Source organism: Pseudoalteromonas lipolytica (assembly GCF_001306915.1).
Classification (GTDB): Bacteria; Pseudomonadota; Gammaproteobacteria; order Enterobacterales; family Alteromonadaceae; genus Pseudoalteromonas; species Pseudoalteromonas simplex.
Genome location: NZ_LJTC01000002.1, coordinates 610225 through 633453 on the forward strand (window position 1 = coordinate 610225; position 23229 = coordinate 633453).

At 40.0% G+C, this 23229-nt stretch carries 16 protein-coding genes; 11 read left to right on the forward strand and 5 right to left on the reverse strand.

The annotated features are described in order from the left end of the window. Positions 1–238 precede the first annotated feature (238 nt). Positions 239–1429, forward strand: a complete 1191-nt coding sequence (locus AOG27_RS04665) for an MFS transporter (protein WP_054551819.1) — start codon at positions 239–241, stop codon at positions 1427–1429. 39 nt (positions 1430–1468) lie between these two features. Here the strand turns inward: AOG27_RS04665 and AOG27_RS04670 are convergent, their stop codons facing one another. After that, on the reverse strand, positions 1469–1660 hold the full coding sequence (locus AOG27_RS04670) for a helix-turn-helix transcriptional regulator (RefSeq protein ID WP_054551820.1): 192 nt from the start codon (positions 1658–1660) through the stop codon (positions 1469–1471). Beyond that, positions 1657–2085: a hypothetical protein gene (locus AOG27_RS04675; RefSeq protein ID WP_054551821.1), complete on the reverse strand. Its 429-nt coding sequence runs from the start codon at positions 2083–2085 to the stop codon at positions 1657–1659. The genes AOG27_RS04670 and AOG27_RS04675 overlap by 4 nt, the downstream gene beginning before the upstream one ends. Before the next feature lie 238 nt (positions 2086–2323). Here AOG27_RS04675 and AOG27_RS04680 point away from each other — a divergent pair, with 238 nt between their 5' ends. The 4 genes from AOG27_RS04680 (at position 2324) to AOG27_RS04695 (ending at position 9759) form a co-directional block, all read left to right on the forward strand. Next, positions 2324–5572, forward strand: coding sequence for a winged helix-turn-helix domain-containing protein (locus tag AOG27_RS04680; RefSeq protein ID WP_054551822.1), 3249 nt, complete (start codon positions 2324–2326; stop codon positions 5570–5572). A gap of 23 nt (positions 5573–5595) precedes the next feature. Further along, the gene (locus tag AOG27_RS04685) at positions 5596–5967 is read left to right on the forward strand and encodes a DP-EP family protein (RefSeq protein WP_054551823.1); all 372 of its coding nucleotides are present in this window, start codon (positions 5596–5598) and stop codon (positions 5965–5967) included. A gap of 156 nt (positions 5968–6123) precedes the next feature. Continuing rightward, positions 6124–7104 (forward strand): GGDEF domain-containing protein, encoded by a 981-nt coding sequence (locus tag AOG27_RS04690; protein ID WP_082389190.1) that lies wholly within the window; start codon positions 6124–6126, stop codon positions 7102–7104. A gap of 135 nt (positions 7105–7239) precedes the next feature. Further along, entirely contained in the window at positions 7240–9759 is a 2520-nt protein-coding gene (locus AOG27_RS04695; protein ID WP_054551824.1) for a TonB-dependent receptor plug domain-containing protein, read from the forward strand. A gap of 62 nt (positions 9760–9821) precedes the next feature. On the opposite strand, the gene AOG27_RS04700 is transcribed toward AOG27_RS04695, so the two are convergent. After that, positions 9822–10667 (reverse strand): intradiol ring-cleavage dioxygenase, encoded by an 846-nt coding sequence (locus AOG27_RS04700; RefSeq protein ID WP_200909085.1) that lies wholly within the window; start codon positions 10665–10667, stop codon positions 9822–9824. Positions 10668–10871: 204 nt separating this feature from the next. On the opposite strand from AOG27_RS04700, the gene AOG27_RS04705 reads away from it, so the two are divergent. Genes AOG27_RS04705 through AOG27_RS04715 form a run of 3 tightly spaced genes read left to right on the forward strand, consistent with a single transcriptional unit; the run spans position 10872 to position 13652 of the window. After that, complete coding sequence (locus AOG27_RS04705) at positions 10872–12344, forward strand: ATP-binding protein (protein WP_161804339.1); 1473 nt, start codon at positions 10872–10874, stop codon at positions 12342–12344. Between the two features lie 4 nt (positions 12345–12348). Further along, positions 12349–13044 carry a response regulator transcription factor gene (locus AOG27_RS04710; RefSeq protein ID WP_200909086.1) on the forward strand — a complete coding sequence of 232 codons (696 nt, stop codon included), beginning with the start codon at positions 12349–12351 and terminating at the stop codon, positions 13042–13044. Between the two features lie 59 nt (positions 13045–13103). After that, positions 13104–13652 carry a hypothetical protein gene (locus AOG27_RS04715; protein WP_054551827.1) on the forward strand — a complete coding sequence of 183 codons (549 nt, stop codon included), beginning with the start codon at positions 13104–13106 and terminating at the stop codon, positions 13650–13652. On the opposite strand, the gene AOG27_RS04720 is transcribed toward AOG27_RS04715, so the two are convergent. Then, the gene (locus AOG27_RS04720) at positions 13649–14554 is read right to left on the reverse strand and encodes a tetratricopeptide repeat protein (RefSeq protein ID WP_054551828.1); all 906 of its coding nucleotides are present in this window, start codon (positions 14552–14554) and stop codon (positions 13649–13651) included. The two genes, AOG27_RS04715 and AOG27_RS04720, sit on opposite strands and share 4 nt — an antisense overlap. A gap of 306 nt (positions 14555–14860) precedes the next feature. Then, positions 14861–16213, reverse strand: coding sequence for a magnesium transporter (locus tag AOG27_RS04725; RefSeq protein ID WP_054551829.1), 1353 nt, complete (start codon positions 16211–16213; stop codon positions 14861–14863). Between the two features lie 259 nt (positions 16214–16472). Between AOG27_RS04725 and AOG27_RS04730 the strand changes: the two genes are divergently transcribed. From AOG27_RS04730 to AOG27_RS04740, 3 genes are all read left to right on the forward strand, one after another. After that, complete coding sequence (locus AOG27_RS04730; RefSeq protein ID WP_054551830.1) at positions 16473–19232, forward strand: cadherin-like domain-containing protein; 2760 nt, start codon at positions 16473–16475, stop codon at positions 19230–19232. Positions 19233–19490: 258 nt separating this feature from the next. After that, on the forward strand, positions 19491–22148 hold the full coding sequence (locus AOG27_RS04735) for a TonB-dependent receptor plug domain-containing protein (RefSeq protein WP_054551831.1): 2658 nt from the start codon (positions 19491–19493) through the stop codon (positions 22146–22148). Next, on the forward strand, positions 22141–23211 hold the full coding sequence (locus AOG27_RS04740; RefSeq protein WP_054551832.1) for a cytochrome-c peroxidase: 1071 nt from the start codon (positions 22141–22143) through the stop codon (positions 23209–23211). The genes AOG27_RS04735 and AOG27_RS04740 overlap by 8 nt, the downstream gene beginning before the upstream one ends. Positions 23212–23229: the final 18 nt, after the last annotated feature.

The window sequence follows — 23229 nt, forward strand, 5'->3', positions numbered from 1 at the left end:
CCAAGTATAGTTGGCTTTTTCTCTGTATTTATTTTGAACAGCAAAGACTTAAGAAGTTCAGGTTATTTTCTTATAGCAAACAAATATAGAACGTTCCAAAAAGTACTGTATCAACCCCATTAATTTGTATTACAATAGCGCTGGGCACACATCTCTACTCCAGAACAAAGTATTTGTTACTGGCACTTTCAATTATCAAAAATCTATTTTGTTTTTAAATTTATTTTAAAGGAATTACATGACTAACGTAGCCAACTCCCAAGGCAACGCAAGCACGTTTACCATTCTGATAGTATTGGCTTTAGGCACATTCATTTTAGGCCTATCAGAATTTTCTATGATGCCAATGTTGCCCCTGATCAGCGAAACATTTTCGTCTACGCCAGCGCAAAGTGGTTATGCCATCAGCGCTTACGCGATAGGCGTCGTCGTCGGTGCACCGCTATTTATGATCACAACCGCCAACATGCGTAAGCGCAATGCACTGTTGATGTTTGTCAGTATGATGTTTTTATTCAATGGCTTAAGTGCTTTTGCAAACTCGCTTGAGCAACTTATTTTATTTCGCTTTTTAAGTGGTTTACCACACGGTGCCTACTTCGCCGCTGCTATTTTATTGGCTGCCGACATCGCCCCTGCCGATAAACGCGCAAGCTTTATGTCAAAAGTGTTTATGGGTTTAACCATTGCCACTATCGTTGGTGTGCCCATGGTCACCTTAGTGGGGCAAAACTTTAGCTGGCGTTATTGTTTGGCAGGCACCGCTGTACTTGCGTTAGTTGCCTTGGTATTGATTGTGAAATACGTACCTAACGTAAAAAATACCGCGCCAACATCGATTCTCGATGAGTTAAGTGTATTAAAGAACAAGCTCGTATGGACCATTCTAGGTATCATCATTATTGGTTTTGGTGGTGTATTTTGTGTTTACACTTACATTGCCGACACTATTTTAGAAGTCACCCATACCCCTGCTTACACTATCTCTATTGCTATGATCATGTTTGGTATTGGTTGTACTTTAGGTAACTACCTATTAGGTAAAGCCGCCGACCACTCACCGCTGAAAACCACAGGGGCTGCGCTAATTGGTGCTGTAGTATTTGCAGCCAGTTATGTAAGCGCAAGCCATAATATTTGGCTGTTATACGCGGTGATTTTCTTTATTGGTTTTAGTGTTGGTTTAGGTACCGTGATCCAATCGCTATTAATGGATGTATCACCACAAGGGCATGCCATGATTGGTGCGCTGGTGCAGTGTGCGTTTAATACAGCTAATGCGATTGGCCCTTGGCTTGGCGGCATGGCTATTGCCGAAGGCGCACTCCCTAGTCAAACAGGCTATGTTTCGGCGGCATTATTCTTAGGTGGCTTTTTAATGTGGTCGTTAAGTGCGATGCAGATGAAAAGACAAAGCTGTAAGCCTTAAGCTCTCAGTCTGATAGCTGAAGGCTGAAGGCTATCAGACTTACTCATCCTGAAATATCTCTTCGATACTCAGGTTGAATAAACGCGCGGCTTTAAATGCTAGTGGCAAACTTGGGTCAAATTTACCTTTTTCTATCGCATTAATAGTTTGCCTAGACACATCCAAAAGCTCTGCGAGTTTCGCTTGGGTATAGTTGTGCTCAGCACGAAGCACTTTCAAGCGGTTTTTCATTCTTCGCCCTCGTCGTTTAACTGCTTATTCATCATTAAAAGACTCACCAAATAGGTTAAGCCCATAAAGAGCACGAGGTGCGATATATCTTCTTTAAAGCTTATTAAACCACTTGATTGCACCACCGAGTAAGCTAAACCAAATACCAAGCTTGCACCCAAGGTAATGGCCATTGCATTAAGGTGCATACGCTGCTGCAGCTCATCCATTCCTTGAAGTTGTCGTTTGTTCGATAAAATCATCATGATGCCAACTACTACATTAATTAAGATTGCTACAACACTAAAAATAGCCTGCTCTTGCCATAAAAAATGCGGCCCAAATGAGGCAATTGCTAATGTAATCACCCATGCTGATGTCCATTTAGCGAGGTTTAGCGTGTTCTGCTTATTACGTTGTTTAAAGGTTAATCCTGTTTGATTCATTATTCTCACCTTAAAAGTAAAGTAAACTTGACTAAAGATTAACCTAGCAACACAAAAAGTCAAACAAACTTTACAAAAAGTTTTATATACACGACATCAATATGATTTTTTAATGTCAGAAAAGGCAAGGCGCTTGCTGTTGATCTCATAATATTGTATTAATCAAAGTATCCCGTAATCTAATATAAAATCGGTCCAATCGGACTGCGTTTCTAACAATAACAATGAAGATAACACTATGAATACGGCGCTGTTTTTCGTTGGCGAATGGCAAGTTACTCCGGCTACTAATTCAATCAGACGCGGTGAACAAACAAAGCATCTTGAACCCAAGGCGATGGATGTATTACTGCTGCTTTGCGAAAAACAAGGTGAGCTACTAACAAGTGAAGAAATTATCAGCCACTGCTGGCCAAATGTGGCGCTCGGTGACAACCCCCTACATAAAGTGATCACCCAATTACGTAAAGCCTTTGATGATAAAGCAAGCGATCCGCATTACATAGAAACCATTCGTAAACGCGGTTATCGGGTTATTGCCGAAATCAACTTTCCACTCAACGAAGAACAAAAAGCCAGCCAAACCAGTTGGCAAGGTGATTCGCCCTTTGTTGGCTTAAGTGCATTTGCACCAGAGCAAGCCGATGTGTTTTTTGGTCGTAACAAACAAATTGCCACTTTGCTACAGCGGGTATCGGCTCAAATAGAGTTTGGTCGCGCATTTTGCTTAATTTTGGGAGCCAGTGGTTCAGGTAAATCGTCGTTAGTTAACGCAGGTGTATTGCCCGCTTTAATGTCGAGTAATGGCTACGATGGCATTAGAGTACATAGTTACTGCCAACTCGACTTTGCCGATGTCAGCAAAGAGCGCTTACTGCTTGATTTAGCCTCAACCTTGCTCGATTTAGAAATAAACGACGCACCTGTACTTAGCGATATAAGCGCCAATGCGTTGGCTGAATTGTTATTAAAAGACCCAGAACATGTTATTTCTCGCTGTAAAGCAGCACTTGCAGCGCTAAATGCAGAGCGCACTACGCCCTATTTATTTTTATTTATCGACAGGCTCGAAGTGCTATTGTCATCGCCTTTATTTAGCGATGACGAGCGCAACCAGCTGTTAGCACTTATTGAGCGCTTAGCAACAAGTGGCTGCATGATCATTTTTAGTGCCTGTCGTAATGACTTTTACCCGCAAGTAGTGAGTCAACCAAGTTTAATGGCAGGTAAAGCCAATGGCGCACACTTTGATTTATTAGCGCCAACTCGCTCTGAGCTTAAGCAAATGATCCGTTTGCCAGCACTTGCAGCAGGCTTAAGTTGGCAACATCACCCAGAGCATCACACACCGCTTGATGAACAACTTTGTAACGATACTGCCAATAACCCTGATGCATTGCCGATGCTGCAATACACCTTGCAGCAGCTTTACTTGCAGCGCAGCCCAGACAACGAATTATTGTTTTCTGAATACCAAGCGCTTGGCACCATTGAAGGAGCCATCGGCCAAAAAGCCGAACAGGTATTTTGCCAATTACCCAAAGACCAACAAACTGAACTTGCCGTTGTGCTTTCAAGGCTGATCACGCTAAACCCAGACGGCGAAACACTCACCAGCCGCGCTGCACGTTGGAACGAGCTTACAAACCCCGCACAAACTAAGCTTGTGCAAGCAATGGTCGATAGCCGCTTGTTTGTGTCGCACCTTAAAAATGAGCAAGCCTGTTTTAGCCTTGCCCACGAAGCGCTGCTACGCCATTGGCAACGCGCCATAGATTGGGTGCAAGAACACCAACAAAGCTTAGCAATTCAAAGCCGTGTGCAACTAGCCACCGAGCGCTGGCTGCTTGAACATAAACACAGCGACTTTTTATTAGCGCAAGGCAAACCGCTGCAAGAAGCACACAGCCTAGTTAAAAACCCGATGTTTAGCTTATCGAGCGACGAACAAGCGTTAATTAAAGCTTCTAACAACAAAGCCAAACGTAAAAAACGCATGTTACAAATAACGGCGGCTGCACTTGTTTGCTTAACCTTTATTGCTACATTTATGAGCGTGCGCAGCTATCACGCCGAACAAATAGCAAAACAAAAACGCCAAGAGGCCGAGAGTTTATTGGGTTTTATGGTCGGTGAATTTGCCGATAAACTGAGAAGCGTTAAGCGTATGGATTTACTGGATGGTATTAGCAATAAAGCCCTTGAGTATTTTACCAATCAAGACGAAGAAGCGGCCTCGTTGTTTGACTTTAGCGATAAACAAGCCGAGTTTAATAACCGTTTTCAATACGCTCAAACCTTAGAGGCCATGGGCGAAGTGGCGTACTCGCGCGGCAAAACCGACGAAGCCTTCACCGCCTTTGAAAATGCGCGAACGCGCCTAGAATCATTACTAAAAATTCAACCCAACAACCTTGATGTTTTAATGCTTGCAGGGGCCAATGCCTTCTGGCTTGGGCAATTAAACTTTTATAGCAGTGACTACAATGCCGCCGAGCCTTGGATAAAACGTTACCAAGAGTACAGTGAAAAAATGTACACATTAGCACCCAATGACTTTAACTCGATTGTAGAGCTATCTTATTCACACAATTCACTTGGCTCGCTGTATTTAAAACAGTTTAATTACGCACTTGCAAAACAAAGCTTTACTGAGTCTTTAAAACTTAAAAACCAAGCCCTTGAGCTTAAACCTAATAACAAAAATTTATTACGCGATAAAACAGACACCATTAGCTGGATTGCAAGCACAGAAGAAAGGCTAGGAAATTTAAGCGAAGCATTGACCATGCTTGAGCAAGCTATTAATCAATTAGATTCTGTCCTAAAAATAAGACCTGATGATGCCAGTCTTCTTAGCGACATTTTTAATATTTATATGCAACAAAGCTATCTTTTAAGTTACTTTCCAGATAAACAAGATGCTTATAGGAAAGTAGAAAAAGCATTGTTTGCAATAAACAAAGCACGTTTACAAGATCCTGAAAATGAAAATTTCAAACGCAAATATTATAGGGCTCTTTCATTTCAATTAATGCTATCAGAAGAAAGTAAAACAAATATCGATGAAATAGTTAACTACACTGATAGCAATGGCTTTGAAAAATCTCAAATTATTGAAATCCAATTAAATATCATAAATTACTTAATAAACGTAAAAAACTTCTCCCAAGCAGAGATCCTCTTACTAAAACTTGAGAATAATACTGACTATAAGGAAAGAGAAAGTAATAAAGAAAAAATAGAAAGTAACATTGATTTTATAAAAGTAAGTTTAATAAAAGCAAAACTATCAAAAGATAAACTAGTTAAAAGTTCTATTTGCCGAGATATCATTAATTCAATAAATGAAAACCACTACCGCAGTAAAAGCATAAGAATAACTCACCCCCTTATACAAGCTTACACATGTTTGAATAGGGAAAGTGAAGTCAACAAAATTAAAAGTAAACTAATAGAGTTAGGTATTACTAACTTTGATCTATAAAAAACAACTAGAAGGTAATAACAATGAGCGAAAGTCAAACTTACAACTTTACAGTGAATGTTACACTTAACACTGAAAATGAAGCTGTATTCACATACTTCCAAGACGGTCAGCAAGTTTCTGGTGGCGGTACTGTCAATGAAAGAAACAGCCTAGGTATTTATACACTTGATGACGCAACTGTTGATGCTGGCTTTCAATTTACAGGTGCTAAATTTGCAAACCTTGAAGGTGATTGCGAGCAAGACTTTAGCTTTAAAGTCACTAATGATGGTCAAGCAATTGAAATAGCGGATACTGATGAAAATAGCGGCACTGCGTGTATGATTTTCATCGTTGAGTGCAATGGCACAAGCTATGAAAGTGCCGACCCGCAAATAAAAAATGAAGACTAAAACTAAAAAAACTTCATAAAAAGCTCCTTTCAAGGAGCTTTTTTACATTATAAAACAACAAATTAAAACCAGAAGATTACCGGAAGGTTAATTTGCACTTTTTTAAGTAACTTTATAGACACCAAAATCGTTTGCATCAGCAAAAAGGAAACGAACGTGTCTACTAATAAAAATGAAAAACCAAGCACTGCAAAACCAGAAGCGAAAAACGCACTACCGCAGTCTATCAATTCAGAGCAACTTGCACTGATTGCACAAATGTTTCAGAACATTCCTGAAGGAGTGTTTATCATTAATGGCCAAGGCACGTTTGAATTTGCAAACCCGATGGCAGCACAGCTTTTAGGTGACAACCAAGAAGCGTTAATCGGGCAAAACATTTTACATTACCTACACGACACCGACCGTGATAAATACATGTATAGCCTACTTAGTTGGTTAGACCATAAAGACTCGCCGATAAGCCTTGGGCCAAACGAAGTTAAAATAAACCGCGTCGATAATAAAACCCTTGAGGCGGATTTATGTATATCGAGCCTGCCAAAAAACATTGCCGTTGCAGAAAATTTATTTATTTGTGTATTACACGATTTATCATCACACAAAGAAAAATATAACCGCTTAATTAAACAGGCTACCACTGACCATTTAACCGGCCTTGCAAATAGATTAACCCTTGAAGAGTCATTAAAAGAGCATTGGCAAGAAAGCGTACAAACCAATCAGGCTATTAGCACTATATTAATCGACATTGATTACTTTAAATTATTCAATGACCGATTCGGTCATGTGAAAGGCGATAAATGCTTACAAAAAGTAGCAAGTATAATCGCAGAGTCACTCCCTTCTCGCGATTGTTTAGCAGCCCGTTATGGCGGTGAAGAATTTGCTATTATATTACCCCGTTGTCAAAAAGACACAGCCGCCGCTATTGCTAAACATATTCAAATAAAAATAAATAACATGCCATTTACTGACATAGGATTACCGAGTGATTTTAGAATAAGTGTAAGCCAAGGAATTGCTTGCGAGTTCAATAATCAATATCGTACTTCAGAAGCATTAATTTGCGCTGCAGATACTGCTTTATACCGAGCAAAAACAGAGGGCAGAAATAAAATAAGCATTAGCGCGTAAACATATCAGCAACAATAAAAACATAAATTCAACAACAATTATAAGTAACACATATACTATATTTTAATGTTATTTGTTTGTTCCCGTTTCGTATTATAGACTAAATTCAGTTAGATAAGTCAGATGGGAACAATAATGACATTATTCAAAAAATTACCTTTGCAACTTGCAATCGCAAGTACGTTAGCTGCATCAGCGACTGCAATCGCTGCTGAGCAAAATACAGAAGATACAGCAAAAGATATTGAGGTTATCTCTGTTACAGGCACACGTAGGAGTTTACGTAGCCTTTCTGAAAGTACAGTGCCAGTTGATCTACTAACAAGCCGCGACTTAGCAAGTACTGGTCAGCTTGAAATTAGCCAAGTACTTGCTTCACAGTTACCAAGTTTTAATTACCCTAGCGCCACTCTTGCCGATGGTACTGATCATGCAAAACCAGCCGTTTTACGTGGCCTTGCTCCTGATCACACTCTGGTATTAGTAAACGGTAAACGTCGCCATGCAGGTGCACTATTAAATTTAGGTGGCACAGTGGGTCGTGGCTCGACGGCCGTTGATTTAAACAATATTCCTACTTCAGCTATTAAGCGCGTTGAGATTCTTCGCGATGGTGCTGCAGCACAATATGGCTCTGATGCCATTGCTGGCGTGATCAATATTGTACTAAAAGACGCTGATGAGGGCGGTAGCGTTAGCTACACTTACGGTGAATACGACACGCAAATGGCTGGCTCGCCGCAACTACTAAGCACAAGTGCTGATAACGATGGTAACTTGAGCTTTGCAAAAGGCAGTGATCGTAAATTAAACGATGGTATTTCGCGAACAGCAAGTGCGAATGCCGGTTTTGCTTTAAGTGATAGCGGCTTTATAAACATCTCTATTGAATCTCGCAATAACGAGCCAACAAACCGCTCGGGAATTGATCAACGCGAGCAATACAGTCGTGATGAAAATGGCAACCTAGACTCACGTGAATTTGATTTCGACCGTTACAATCATCGTTTTGGTAAAGCCGATATCGAAGACTATGCACTTTTTTATAATCTAGGTTACGAGTTTGATAACTCACTATCACTTTACTCGTTTGCTAGTTACTCAAACCGTAAAGGTAATTCGGCAGGCTTTTATCGCCGTGCCAAAGACTCTCGTAACTTAACCGAAGTATACCCTAACGGCTTCTTACCTGAAATAGATACGGATGTTGATGACTATTCATTTGCGATCGGTGTTAACGGCGAAACCAATGACTGGGCATGGGATGTAAGTACCAATTATGGTCGCAACGATTTCGGCTTAGGGGTCAGTAATAGCTTAAATACGTCGATGGGTGTTAGCAGCCCAACTGAATTTGATAACGGCGCCCTTGTTTATGAGCAATACTTAATTAACATGGATGCCAGCAATACTCTTGACCTTGGCTTACCTGATGATGTGTTTGTTACCGTGGGCGCTGAGTATCGTCACGAAAATTATCAAATCAAAGCAGGTGAAGAGGCTTCATACATCACCGTATTGGATGACGATGGCAACCCTGTTGCTGCTGGTGGCGCACAAGTGTTAGCTGGTTTCTCTCCAGAAAGTGCAACTAACGAAAGCCGCCATAACATTGCGGTATTTGCTGAGTTTGATACTTACCTAACAACAGATTGGAATCTAGTGTTGGCTGGTCGTTTTGAAGATTACAGCGATTTTGGCAGCACTTTTACCTCTAAACTAGCTACGCGCTACAGCATTAACGAGTCATTGTCGTTACGCGGTGCAATTAGCACAGGTTTTAGAGCGCCTTCACTTGCACAAACTTCTTATAAATCAGTAAGTACTGTATTTGAAAACGGTATTCCAAGTGAGGTCGGTTTATTCCCAGTTGATGAACCTGCAGCCCAAGCTCTAGGGGCACGCAAACTTGATGCTGAAGAATCAGTTAATATGACGGCGGGTTTTATCTTTACGCAAGGCGGTTTTAGCCTGACGCTTGACGCATATCGCATTGAAATTGACGACCGTATCGTATTGTCTGAAAACTTAAGTGGCCCCGAAGTTGAAGCGATTCTAGCTGCAGCTGGTGAACAAAACACTCAAAGCGTTCGATATTTTACAAACGCTATTGATTCACGTACGCAAGGTGTTGATATTGTAGCTACCTACTCATTAGGTTTAGAAAACTATGGTGATTTACGCTTAAGTGCTGCGGTTAACTTTAACGACACAGAAGTCACACACGTTAAAGAAAACCCTGAAGAACTTGAAGCACTAGGTGATAATTATCAATACTTCGCACGTCGTGAAATCACTCGCTTTGAAGAAGGCACTCCTGCTGATAAGTGGAACCTATCTGCAACATGGGATTATAAAAACTTCCAAACGACATTACGTGCAACCCGTTATGGCGAAGTCGTTGACACTTCAAGTACGCCTGAAGGTGATGAAATTATTGATGCTAAATGGATCACTGACTTAGAGGTAGCTTATCGTCCCGATGAGCAGTGGAAATTTGCATTAGGCGCTAATAACCTATTTGATCAGTACCCTCAAGATACTGTAAGCAATATCGGTTATAGTGATTTCAATCAAATTTTTACCTACAGTGCATTTACGCCATACAGTTTAGATGGTCGTTTTGTTTACGGTAACATCACTTATAGCTTTTAAAAAATAGGGCGTGAAAGCAGTAATTGCTAACACGCCCTAACCTACAATGATAAATGAATAAATTAACTAATTTGAATAGTGTGATACGCCAATAAAGTGCCATCGCTATTTTGTGCTGTGTTTAAAATAAACTGCTCATAATCACTACCAAACACATTATCGTTGCTAGCAAGGGTTGTATCTTGTTCACCTCGTGATTTGTACTCGCTGTGAGTAGTACAAATTTCTTTAGCGAACGCATCTGTAAAACAAAACTGACTAATTACATAGTCGTTATTGTTGTTCGACACTTTAAAATGAATATGAATAGTTCGCCCCGAATACCAACCTGGAAAATGCGTTTTAAAGTTCACACGACCACTACTATCTGTGATCAATGAACCTCGGTACCAGGTGCTTCCCTCAGCTTCGGTATCGCCATCAGTACAGAAATCACCCGCAAAACGTGAGCTATCAGAACTACTACTTGTATCACCCGAGTAAATACCGCGGGTATCACAGTGCCAAACCGATATTTCGTAATTTGCTAGTGGGTTACAGTCACTATCAATTAACTGTAAACAAAGCATCATAGGCAAACCGGTTAAGCCATCCGAAATATCTTCGTCTGAATCAGCTTGGAAGTAACAGGGGCCTTCTGTTGTTGCTTTAGTTAGTGCTAACACACATGCGGTGGATGTTTCAAAAAAACTGTCATCCGGAAAGTCATCAGTAATAAGCGCTGTTGTGCCCGATACATATTCACTGTCGTTCGTGGTTGTTGTATCGCCTGTATCAGTGCTGGTGCCTGTGCCCGTTGATGTGTCGGTGCCTGAGGTTGTGTCCGTTGACGATATTGTGTCTGAGTTACAGCCTAAAAATGCCAACATAGGCACAGTAGCAAGAGAAACCCCTAATGTTTTTAGCATTTTCCTACGAGTATATAGTTCAGGTTTTAAAGTCACCTAGTGCCCCTTCGTTAACTTGAATAATTAGCGTCGAGTATAAAGAACAAATGTAGAGACTTTGTGTAGAAAAAGTGGTGCTTTTATAGAGTGATTAGGATGCACATGCCAAAAAATAGACATTTATAGTATATTCAATTTTGGCTATTACATTTTACTATGATACCTATGAAGTTAATTCACAAACTCTTAATTACCAATCTTATTATTACGTTACTGCTGGTACTGACCATGTTTAGTCTTAATGCAATAACTAATAAGCGTATGCTCAATAATGTATTTGAGGATATAGACAACGAAGCATTTAACCTTATAGCCACTGAAATTAGCCAGCAGTACCAGCAAACGGGTTCGATTGGTATGTTTATCGATTCTAAAGCTCTGTGGTATGAGCTAATTAACCGCAATTTTCACTCAAGCCGTTTATTGTTTTCGCCGAACAGACCAAAACCAAGAGAGCCCAGACCTTTTTCACTAGAAGGCCCCCCTCAAAAGCACATGCAAAATGAGGGAATGCCACCACCTCGCAATAAACCGATGGCTGATGACTTTATGCCTTTTGAAAAACGCCTCAGCTTGCTTGATGCAAAAGGCAAAATATTGATTGCAGGCAATACCGATACTGAGGTCGTGAACGAGCAAGAAATCACTCACAATGGTGCCGTTGTTGCAGTGCTGCAGTTGCATGCTAACGGTAACCATGTCAGCGCGCTTACTCAGCATTACCTTAATACACAAATTAATATCAGTTTGTGGACAGCGGGGATTGGTTTATTAATTGCTTTATTGTTTAGTTACTTACTCGCACGTCATTTTACTAATCCTATTTCACAACTAAAAGAAGGCGCAAAAGCCCTTGCTGAGCGCAAGTTTGAGACCAAAATTACAGTAAATAGTAGTGATGAATTCGCCACCTTAGCGGAAGATTTCAACCGTATTGCTACAGAGCTTAGGCGTTTTGAATCGCAGCAAAGTCAATGGATTATGGATATTTCTCATGAACTGCGTACGCCTTTAACTATTTTAGAGGGCGAACTTGAAGCAATTAACGATGGCATTATCGAACCCAACCAAAAAGCGATAAGTTCACTACAAGAAGAAGTGGCGCTGTTAAGTCGACTTGTGAACGACTTACATAAAGTCAGCACACTTGACAGATACAGCTTCAACTACCAGATGGAAGAGATTGATTTTAATACCTTAGTAACTTTACAAGCGCATAAATATGCCTTTAAATTTCAATCAAAAAACATCACCCTCAATGCCACCTTATCTGAGCAACCCGTAATAATTTTGGCTGATCAGAATCGTATTACACAAGTACTACAAAACATTTTAGAAAATAATTTACGCTATACCGATGAACAGCAAAAAGTCTGGTTAGATTTAACCGTGTCTAAGCATCATGTATTTTTGTCGATAGAAGATTCTGGCCCCGGTGTCCCCGATGAAGCCCTTGAAAAACTGTTTGATCGTTTATATCGCACCGATAGCTCTCGCAACAGAAAAACCGGCGGTTTTGGCCTAGGCTTGGCGATTTGCCAAACAATTATTGAAGCTCACCATGGAAGCATAGATGCAACTAAAAGCCGTTTAGGCGGTCTGTGTATAACGTTAAAACTCCCGCTTGCAGAGGCGTAATAATATGTCAGAAACCATAGCAAAACAGCATATTCTCGTTATTGAAGACGAAGTTAAAATTGCCGAATTAATAGAAAAGTATTTATATCTTGAAGGGTTTAAAACAAGCTTAATTCACGATGGTACCTGCGCACTGGATGCTGTTAATGAGCTAAACCCTGACCTCATTATTCTCGATATCATGTTGCCAGGCACTAACGGCATCGAGCTGTGTAGCAAGATAAGACAATACAGTGATGTGCCTATTATTATGCTTACGGCACGGGTTGAAGAAATTGACCACTTAATTGGTTTTGATGTCGGTGCCGATGACTATGTTACTAAACCATTTAAACCAAAAGAGTTAATGGCACGTGTAAAGGCTATTTTAAAGCGCCGCCGAATGCCAACTACCGCACCAAATACGCTCAAAGCGGGCAATATTATTGTTGATCCGAGCGAATACAAAGTACTGGTAAATAATGCAGAGCTAAAACTAACAATTAATGAATTTAGCTTATTAAAAATATTAATTGCCTCACCCAATAAGGTTTTTTCACGCCAAGATTTATTAACCATGACCCAAGGGAAGTACTTTGAGAGCTACGAGCGTAGTATTGATTCACACATTAAAAACTTGCGTAAAAAGCTGACACAAGCCGACCCTAATAGTCATTACATTGAGTCAATTTATGGTGTGGGATATAAATTTAAAACTTAAACAACCTTTTTCATACTTGCGACGACTAACTAAATAACATAACCCTGTAGGATATCATTATGAATTTAGTACGCATCAGCGCAAGCGCACTCTTAATTGCTGCCACTACCGCTTGTATCGGCCTCTCTAATGCCAGTACAGCGAACGACCAAGGTGATTATCGCGTTATCACTTTTAAAGACTGTAAAAAGGTGAGCGAAATTACCCTCAATAACGAACAGATTGCTGCATACCTAGAGCTTAAACATGAGCAAGTAAAACTAGAAGCGCTAGAGCAACCAATTAGCAACATAGAACAACAAGTGACTGAGTACTCTGAGCAAATAGAAGCGATCGCCGAAAAAGCTATTATTGAAAACGAGAATCACCTGCGAATTAATAAAAGCTTATTAAAAGAGCAAGATAAGTTGGCTACAGAGCTCAATAAACTGATGGCTGCTCATGATGCCGATTTTAAAGCGCTAGAGCAGCAAGCAAAGTTAATTGAACATGCCGCTAAGCAGTTTGATAAAACTATGAAACCTTTGATGGAGCAAGGCGATTCAACCCATCTACAAATTTTAGCGCCAGGTGAAGATGAAAAATCTGGGTGTTTTTACACTATCTAAAGCACATTACTAAGATGTGCATAAAGTTTCGCATGTGATTGACGAATGTCTTCTTTATGCACTTGTTTAAACCACTTTAAAGCCTGTGCTGGCTTGCCAGCTTGCCAATTGATTTCAGCAAGGCGTAATTTATAAATAGCAACTGCGTTGCGATCTGAGTCCGTGTCCATGAATTTGAGTGACTGCACATAAACATGATCAGCTTTCACATAATCAGCAAGAAGTTGATGAGTACGGGCTAAGTTACCTAATGCTACAGAAATCTTACGATTATGATTAGTTTTTAAAATCCAATCAGCTGCAATTTGTCGGTTTACAAGTGCACCATCTATATCCCCTAATGAATGAAAAACATTCGCTTTATTCGACGCTAATTCAAAATGAAAAATGGGGTCTTTGCTTTTGCCAAAACGGCGCTCTGCCCTATCAAGAATTTGCAACGCTGTTTCTTTATTACCAAACACAAATTGCAAATTGGCCAGTTCGACCATACGCATCGGATTACCAAACGAATCAAAAATAGCTTGTAGCTTTTCAAACGCTTTCGTCGCATATTTATGACCAGTTTCTGAGTCACCTAAATAGTGTGTTGATTTTGCGTAATAAAAGTAAACTTGTACTTGAAAGACGACTGGCAATTCTTCACTTGTAATAAAAGGCTCAGCGCTTTCCTTTAAAGCTTGAAATTCCATTTTGTCGTAGAAGTAATCTAACTGATACGATTTAATCTCATACCAACGCGCAGAGCCAATCTCGCTGCTGGCAAGCTGCTGATTAATGTAATCTAGACAACTAATTTGCGATTGCCGCTCACAAAACATCTCATGATCACTAAAGTTTTCAGAGGCTGAGGCATTAAAACTAGATAACCCCAGCAATAACATGGCTAACTTTTTCTTCATCCACAATTATCTCAGTGATAACACCTTCAGAAAGCTAACAAAGTTTAATGCTTTATAACAGTATTTTTTAACTAAATTAATAAATGTAACCGACAATAGTTCTAATCCAGTATCTTAATAGAGACGCTAAATAATGAATAAATTCGAATAGTCACTTGTATAAGTTAGAACAATTCAACTTGGACCTTTGATGGCAAAACAAAACGTCGTGATATTGGAATTGTAGGTAATTGCAACCAATACCCGTAAAGAAACAGCATAATCGAAATGAAGCTGGCTAATTATCTTAGCCAGCGCATTAACCACTTAAAGTAAAAGAAGACTACCCAGGCCAAGGAAAGTGACAAAACCAACAATATCGGTGACTGTGGTAAGGATCACAGAACCTGAAAGGGCTGGATCAATTTTAAGCTTATCTAAAATCGATGGGATCACCACCCCTGATAACGACGCGGCAACTAAGTTAAGTAAAATAGCGATAGTGATTGTTAAACTTAACATACCATCGTTGAACCAAAAATAAGTGAGTACACCAATCACAAAGGCCCAAACACAGCCGTTTAATGCCCCTACTCTTAGCTCTTTCTTTAACAGTGCTTTGCGGTTGGAGTCGGTAACCTGACCAAGTGCTAGACCGCGTACAATAACCGTTAACGTCTGACTACCTGCAATCCCACCCATAGAGGCAACAACTGGCATCAGTACCGCCAGCGCAACCACTTGCTCTATGGTTGCGCCAAACAAACCAATAAACCAAGATGCTAAAAATGCCGTTGCTAGGTTTATACCAAGCCAAATACCGCGGTTTTTTGCCGACTTAGTGACACTTGAGAACAGATCCTCGTCTTCACGAAGACCACCGGCTTTTGCAGCGGCTTCGTCGGTCACTTCTTGACGCAATTCATAAGCAGATGACACTGACAATCGGCCTAATAATTTGTTATCGGCATTCACAACAGGCATCGCCATTTGTTCACTATGAATAACCACTTCAGCAGCTTCGTATAGGTCGTCATCAGCATGTAAAGCCGATACATCAAGGTTCGCGTAATCAAGCAGGCTGTCGTTATCATTGGCTTTGAATAATGCATTAATTGCCACTTCACCAATTAATGTACCTTTGCGACTGACCAAATAAATCACCTCGGTGTATTGCGGTAAGCCTTTTTGAAAAATTTTACGCGCGCCAGCCACGGTGAGTTTTTCTGATACTTTTAGCGCATCAAAATCGAGCCAGTGACCTAACTGCTCTGGGTTATATTGCTGTGCAAGGTCGTACTGCTTTGTTTGAACTTCATCAAGTTGTTTACGTGCATAATCAACAAAGCGCTCAGGAATAATTTCTTCGAGTTCAAGTAATTCTTCTACGCTCACTTCGTCAAGTAGCTTAAAACCTTCAGCTTCATCTAAGCTTTGCAATAACCAGCGACAGCTATCACCGCCTAAGTTAATGAAGATTTCATGTTGCGTGTCTTCATCGAGTAATTGCCAAATCTCTAGACGTTGCTCTTTAGGTAGCGCTTCAAACAATAAAGATAAATGTTCTGTAGAAAGCTTTTCTTTAGCATCAGCGAGTAACTTATTTTTACGCGTTGTAGTGTCACACTGAAGCAAGTCATCAATTAACTGGGGGAGTTGGTCAACAGGATACTCAATCATTTGAGACCTCGGTTAATTACATCAATAACAATAGTCTAACGCAGCTCGGGAAAAATAACTGCTATGAATTAGCTTTAATTTTCAATGATGCGATTATTCTCAGATGGAAAACATAGTTTCTACCTAAGCTTTCAAGTCTGAGTCACTACAGTTGCATAAAAATGCACAAATAAACGCTATTAAGATCTATTATCATTCGTATTATAATGATAACATTCCCTCCCTTTTGAAATTACCAATAATAAATGCGGGTATAAACATGACTAATAGAATAAAGTATTTACCACTTGTGATTGCATTTGCACTCACTGGCTGTGGCGGTTCAGATAGTAATAATGCACCTGAGTTCACCAGCAACTCAGCGTTCACTCTAGATGAAGATACATCTATTACAGGTCAAGTTGTGGCAACAGGTGATAATGCTGTTAGCTATACCCTCGGCTCTGCAGCAAGTAACGGGATATTTGCTTTAAATGCTGATGGTAGTTTTAGCTATACCCCAAAAGAAGATTTTGCAGGCCAAGACACAGTAACCGTTACCGCCACTGATGGCAGCTTAAGTACTGATGCAGTACTTACTTTTACGGTTAATAACGTTAACGATGCACCAACGCTTACGAGCCAGTCAATCACTGTAACCACCTCAACAACGACTGAAGGCACATTAGTATTTAATGATGTTGACGGTGACACTGTGACTGTTTCTTTAGTAACGGCCCCTGCCAACGGCACCCTTACTCTAGATGAACAAACGGGTGAATTTCTATTCACAGCTGATACGTTGTCAGAAATTAATGACAGTTTTGTTATCGAATTTACCGATGGCATTATTAGCTCGCCTATCAGCGCAACCATTGAATTAAAACCGTCCTATGTGACTAACGAAGATAAACTTAATTACTACTACAGCTCAAATAACTCTCATTTAAAACAAGCACAAGCGATTAGTGACAATATCAATGATGATGTTTACATGGACGAAGTAAACACACAATTAGCTATTGGTTATCTTATTGCAGGCTTTGCTGAGAAAGCAGACGAACACTTCAGCAAAATTTCAGCAATAGACACAAAAGCAAAAGCCTATTTAGATGCAGCTAAATCTCTTGATTTAGTAAGTTTAAGCGAGAGGGCTTTAACGTTTAGACAAGATGCTGCAACTCTTTACAATCAGTACCTTGCTGAAAAAGGCCTAGATAACATCAGCAGCTCAGATCCGGGGTTTTATCTGACTCTAACCAATCAATACAACACAGCTGGCCAAACCGAATACGCTCAAGCCATGTTAGACACACTTAAACTTTATGCAAATGAGGTTTATACAGAAGAATATAATGCGACTTATATTAGATTTATATCTGCAATCAAAAAAACCGTTGAATCTTCTAAAGATCAATACGCAGCGACTCACACAGAAACAGTAAGAAATGAAGGAGTAAAAGTCACCCAAGCCATGGCCGAGTTAAGTGAAAAAATCGGTTATTTTACTCAAAAATCAGGTGACTACAAAGGCCAACCAACTGAGCGTATGAGAGTGCTTTACATTGCATGGGCTGCTCAATCTTTTATACAGCTCAATGAAGTTGATTTGGCAAAATATTATACGAACTTAGCGCTTTCATATTATGGTGTTGTTGGATTCGATAATACATATAGCTTTACTGCAAGCCCATATGCAGAAGCAACTTTAGCGACATACACCTATCCATTAGAAGTGTTAACAGCAAATATTAAAGCTTTATATGATGTAGAGCTTTCAAATAACCCAGCCTTTGCTTTACTTACAGATCAAGATGACAAAGATGATGCTATTGAATTTTCTTTTGCTTATGAAGTAGCTAACAAACTACAAGCGGGTATCTCCATAGAGGATGCGGTGCAAAACGCTAAAGAATACTTTATGAGTGGCGAAACACCTAATGCAAAAAGTTTCTATCAAACACTTATAACTTCATCAGGCCAACCAGGTGCTGCTGATATTCTTCGAGTTCGAGGTGAAAATGAACTTGGCCTAATTCTGACGGATTACGCCGCAAACATCCTATTTTCTGAAGAGTATGTGTTAAATGAAACTAACGCATATTATGTCACCGGAATATTCGGTTGTGGCGGCCTTGTCGACTTTACCCTTAGTTTAGGTGGGGAAGAACAAGCAAATATTTTTGCACAACGCTGTGCTGAGGTTATAGATTCTTACTTTATAGAAAATAACACTAACTTTAGTACTTCCTCTGCTGCTTATGCTTTAAATCAGCAGTTAGCTATTTTTGGATTTGTATCTCAGAATGACTCGGTAGCCATCACCGCAGAAAGACTTAACACTCAAATTAACTTAATTGAAGAAAAACAAACACAAATAGAATGGCGATTGAGTTCACTCGGATACCTTGTGCAAGCTGGGCTAATTGATATGGCGTTAAATTGGTTAGATATCAGTTTAACCACACTGCAATCAGAACAATCAAACCTTGATATTAATGACTATAAAACTCTACTTGATAAAGTACTTTACGCGACACTTAGTACTAGCGAAACAAGTGGTGGACTATTCAAAAGCTATTCTCTCACCTCATCATTAGCTAGATTCCAAGTAAATAACGAGCAGTATGCTTCAGCTTATGCTGAAACAATTGAAATGTTAAAGCCATTCGTAGCCAATGCAAATACGTTTGTACTCTTACAAACCGATAAAGTTATTCAAAGTAACCTTGAAACATTGCTTACTTTTCAGGCCCGACTTGGCAATGATGCCGCAGTAAAAGAATTAATCGATCACTCAGTCAATGCAGAAGCAGATAAGCTATCACTTACAGCCCTTTATGCTAACTTAGTAGCTAAAAAAGATGACTTCCCTGCATCTTCGATCGCAAGTATCGATACAGACCACGATGGCAAACCTAACTTCTTCCTATCCAGCGCATCAGAGCAAGCAATTGCTGAATCGGGCTTAATTGCTGATAACGATGCCGACAATGATGGTATTGAAGATAGTATCGATGTGACTCCTTTAGGAGAATAACACCATCACAATAATGCGAGGTCGCCTTGCCTCGCATTATTATTCAATAACATTAAGAAAAAAATTTTATATTCAATAGAAAGTCAAACTTTAAAACACATCCGAAATCTCTTCGTATGTTTAGCATTGTAATTTTTCATCATTTACTTTTATGTGTAATGCGCAATAAAAGCAGCATTTAAAAAATGCAATGAAGCCTTACAAGTCATTTGACTGTTCCTATTTTAATCTAATCACTTGTATTTCAGGAGTTTTACCATGCAAATGCGCTACTTATCAGCGTGTTTGATGCTTTTACTTAATGCCCCTATACACGCTAATGAAGTAAAGCAACAAGCAACAAATCCTCAATGTAATGATAAGAACAATAAGCAATGCTCAGATCAAGAGGTAGAGCGCATTACCATTAAAGGGCAATACATAGGGATTGAAGTACCTGAAGTAATTGGTCGCGCCTATTTAGATAGAAACTTTATTGAAGCAACTCCAAAAGGTAATGGTGATATCAACGAATTGATTGCCTTACTGCCGGGCGTGCAATTAAGTGAAGACTACTACTCGATTGATAACCTTGCGGAAATTAGTGCCCCTGAAATTAGTATTTCGGGTGCAAAGCCTTGGCAAACAGGCTTTATGATTGATGGCATGAACTATAACAATCGTCTTGATCCTGCCAGTGCGAGCCGCATTGGCGCCTCTGAAAATGAGGTGTCAGGCGGTGTGCAAAGCATGAATATTAACAGTCAAATCGTAGAGTCAATTACTGTGTACGATCACAACATTCCAGCAGACTTTGGCGACTTTTCTGGTGGCGTGATTGATGCCGAAACGATATCTGCTTTCTCTAGAGAAACACGTGTAAGCTTAGGTATTCGTGGTAATCGCAGTGATTGGGGGGAGTACCATATAATCGATAATGATGAGCCAGATGACACCGCTGAGGGCAAAGACGCCCTTGAGCCACCAACCTATGAAAAAACCAATATCGATTTTTCAATTCAAAAAGAGTTGACTGACAAGCATGCCTTATTGCTAAGCGTAAGCTATTTAAAAAGTGATATCTCAGATGTTTCGCTTTCAGCACAAAAGGTCGAAAGTAGAGAAAACATCAATGCATTACTTAAATACAGCTATCGCGATGGCTGGGTTGATTCACTCGATTTAAGCGTTATGTATGCCCCTTATACTTCAGATTCATACTTGAAAGACGTGCTTAATAGTGACTACCAAGTCGAAGGAGGAAGCTTTGGTTTTACGGCTAATTTAGGTGAAGAAACACGCTTTGGTCACTTCAGCAGTAAGTTTAATATGAGCCAAAGTGATAATAATCGCACAGGGCCTGCGCATTTTTATACTTGGCTTCAAGCAAAAGGCAAAGAGTGGGGTCAATTAGCCGATCAGAGCCCTGATTCAACTCCTGTTTCAAGATACGGCGGTTATGGCAATCTTGATAACACGCAAACCAGCTTTAATTGGCGAAATTCCCTAACACTTGAGCGTAAAAGTTGGGGCAATACTGAGCACGCAATTCGCGTGGGCGCTGAACTCAACCATCAAAACTATGAGCGTACCCGCCAACAAAACTATTATAAGTATGACTCGCCAATTCAATACTCATCAACCAACGCACAACTAAACTGTAGTGGCTATACCCTTGATTGTGTTGAGCAAAATTTTTATGTTGATTTAGATACCCTTGCCGAGCAATTAGGTGGCAGTATCGATTTTAATAATCCAGAGCACTTGCTTGCCTACTCGAATAACGTAGCGACAACAGCTCAGTATTTTAACTCACGTTTGGTCACACCCAGTGAACAAATAGACGTAAGCTTAAATAAAGCGGCACTATATGCCACCGATGTGATCACCTGGAAACAGTTTGATTTTCATTTAGGTGTTAGATACGACTACGATGATTTTTTCAAAAATCACAATATCGCGCCACGCTTATCAATGGGTTATGACGTATTTAACGATGGCAATACACTATTGACCGCGGGTTTAAACCGTTATTACGATGCGGGCCTACTCGGTTATAAAATTAAAGAGCAACAAAAGTTTGCTTATCGTGAGTATCGCCCTATTCAAAACGGTTATTTACAAGCTTGGCTTCCTTCTTCTTACACAGGTAACTTCCGCTATATCTATGACGACGTAAAAAGTCCTTACGATGATGAAATTGCCTTAGGTCTTCGTCACGCGACAGAAGATTTCGGTAACTTTGCATTAAAATATGTGCACCGTAACAAAAAAGAACAATTAGCGAGAAACGAAGAAACCAACCTAAAAAATGACGGTTTTAAATATATTACTATTTATAATAATGGTACAGGTGAAAGCGAGCGTTACTCGCTATCTTGGGATGCCAAATTTGGCGACCATTCAATATGGGCTAATGCATCTTATAGCCAAAACAGTGAAAGCAATAGCGACTACACTGCAACACCCGATAACACGCCTGTTGAAACACTGGTTTACTATGAGGGTGAGCTGATGAGCTTATCTGAGTTAGATACCCTTAAAGCGAATTTTGGTCGCCCAGTAACTGCTAACTTTGGTTGGAATGCCAACTGGACTGATACTTTTTCAACTGGTCTAACAGCAACCTACAGCGGTAGTTATACAACCGCTATTAAGTCTAGTAACGATCAAAGAATAGGCATTGGAAGTGAATGTGCTGCGTGTGGTTCGACCGATATATATATATCCAAATATGAAGCTCATACCTTTGACGCTCGTATTATATTTGCCTTAAGTAGCCGTTGGGAGTATCAAGTTAGTCAATCTCAATCTCTTGAAGTTCGCCTTGATATCAGCAACTTATTTAATGCCAGAAGTCACGCTATTACAGAAGGAAATTCAGGTATTGAACCAGGTAGAATGTTTTGGTTAGGGGTATCTTATAACTATGAATAAATGGTTATTTCTCTTAACTTGCGGCATTTTTACAACGAGCGCCTTCACACAAGAGCAATCATTACGCAAGTTATACGCAAAGCCACAGCATGAGTGGCCTGCGATTATTAGCAGTAAAGATGTGCCAGCTGCCCCGCTCAAACCTTTAAAAGCTAAACCGTTTAATCAAAGTGATGAGATCATCACATTAGGCGAAAAGCTATTTAACGATACCCGTTTGTCACGAGATAACACGGTAAGCTGCGCAAGCTGTCATGAGTCTCGTTTAGCATTCTCAGATAGGCGAAAACTAGCTGTCGGCATTGATGGCCAAGTGGGCACCCGAAATACCCAAGCCATTATTGGTGTTGACCATTGGCAAAGTTTCTTTTGGGATGGCAGGGCTAAAACTGCGACAGAGCAGGCATTAATGCCGATTGAAAACCCGATAGAAATGGGCACTTCCGTTGATCTTGTGCTTAACAAAGTAAACAGTGCTGAGGACTATAAAAGCCCAATATTCAATGCCTTTGGCAAAGAAGCACTAAACAAAGAACTATTGGCTCTTGCGCTTGTTGCCTTTGAACGTACCTTTGATATTCCAGAATCATTATTCACGCGCTTTATCGATAAAGCGCAAACGAGTCCTAGTGAAGCGGTTGCACTTTTAAACGATCAACAACTTGAAGGCTTGCATCTTTTTAGAACCAAAGCAAGGTGTATGACTTGCCATGAAGGTGCTTTACTCAGCGACAATGAATTTCATATTACGGGGCTGCATTTTTATGGTCGAAAACTTCAAGATTTAGGACGTTTTGATGCCACCCAAGACCCAGCTGATATAGGCAAGTTTAGAACCCCTTCTCTTTTAGCGTTACAACAAAGTACACCTTGGATGCACCATGGTGGCTTTCAAAGTTTGCTGGGGATAGTCAACTTTTATAATGCAGGTGGAGCAAGGCCAAAACCGAGCAAAAAATTTAAAGATGATCCAAACTACCCACAAACAACAGAGTTACTGCATAAGTTAGCACTTAGTAAAGATGAAAAAAATGCGCTTATCGCATTTTTAGAAACCCTTTAACTGCACGCTCGCTCTTAG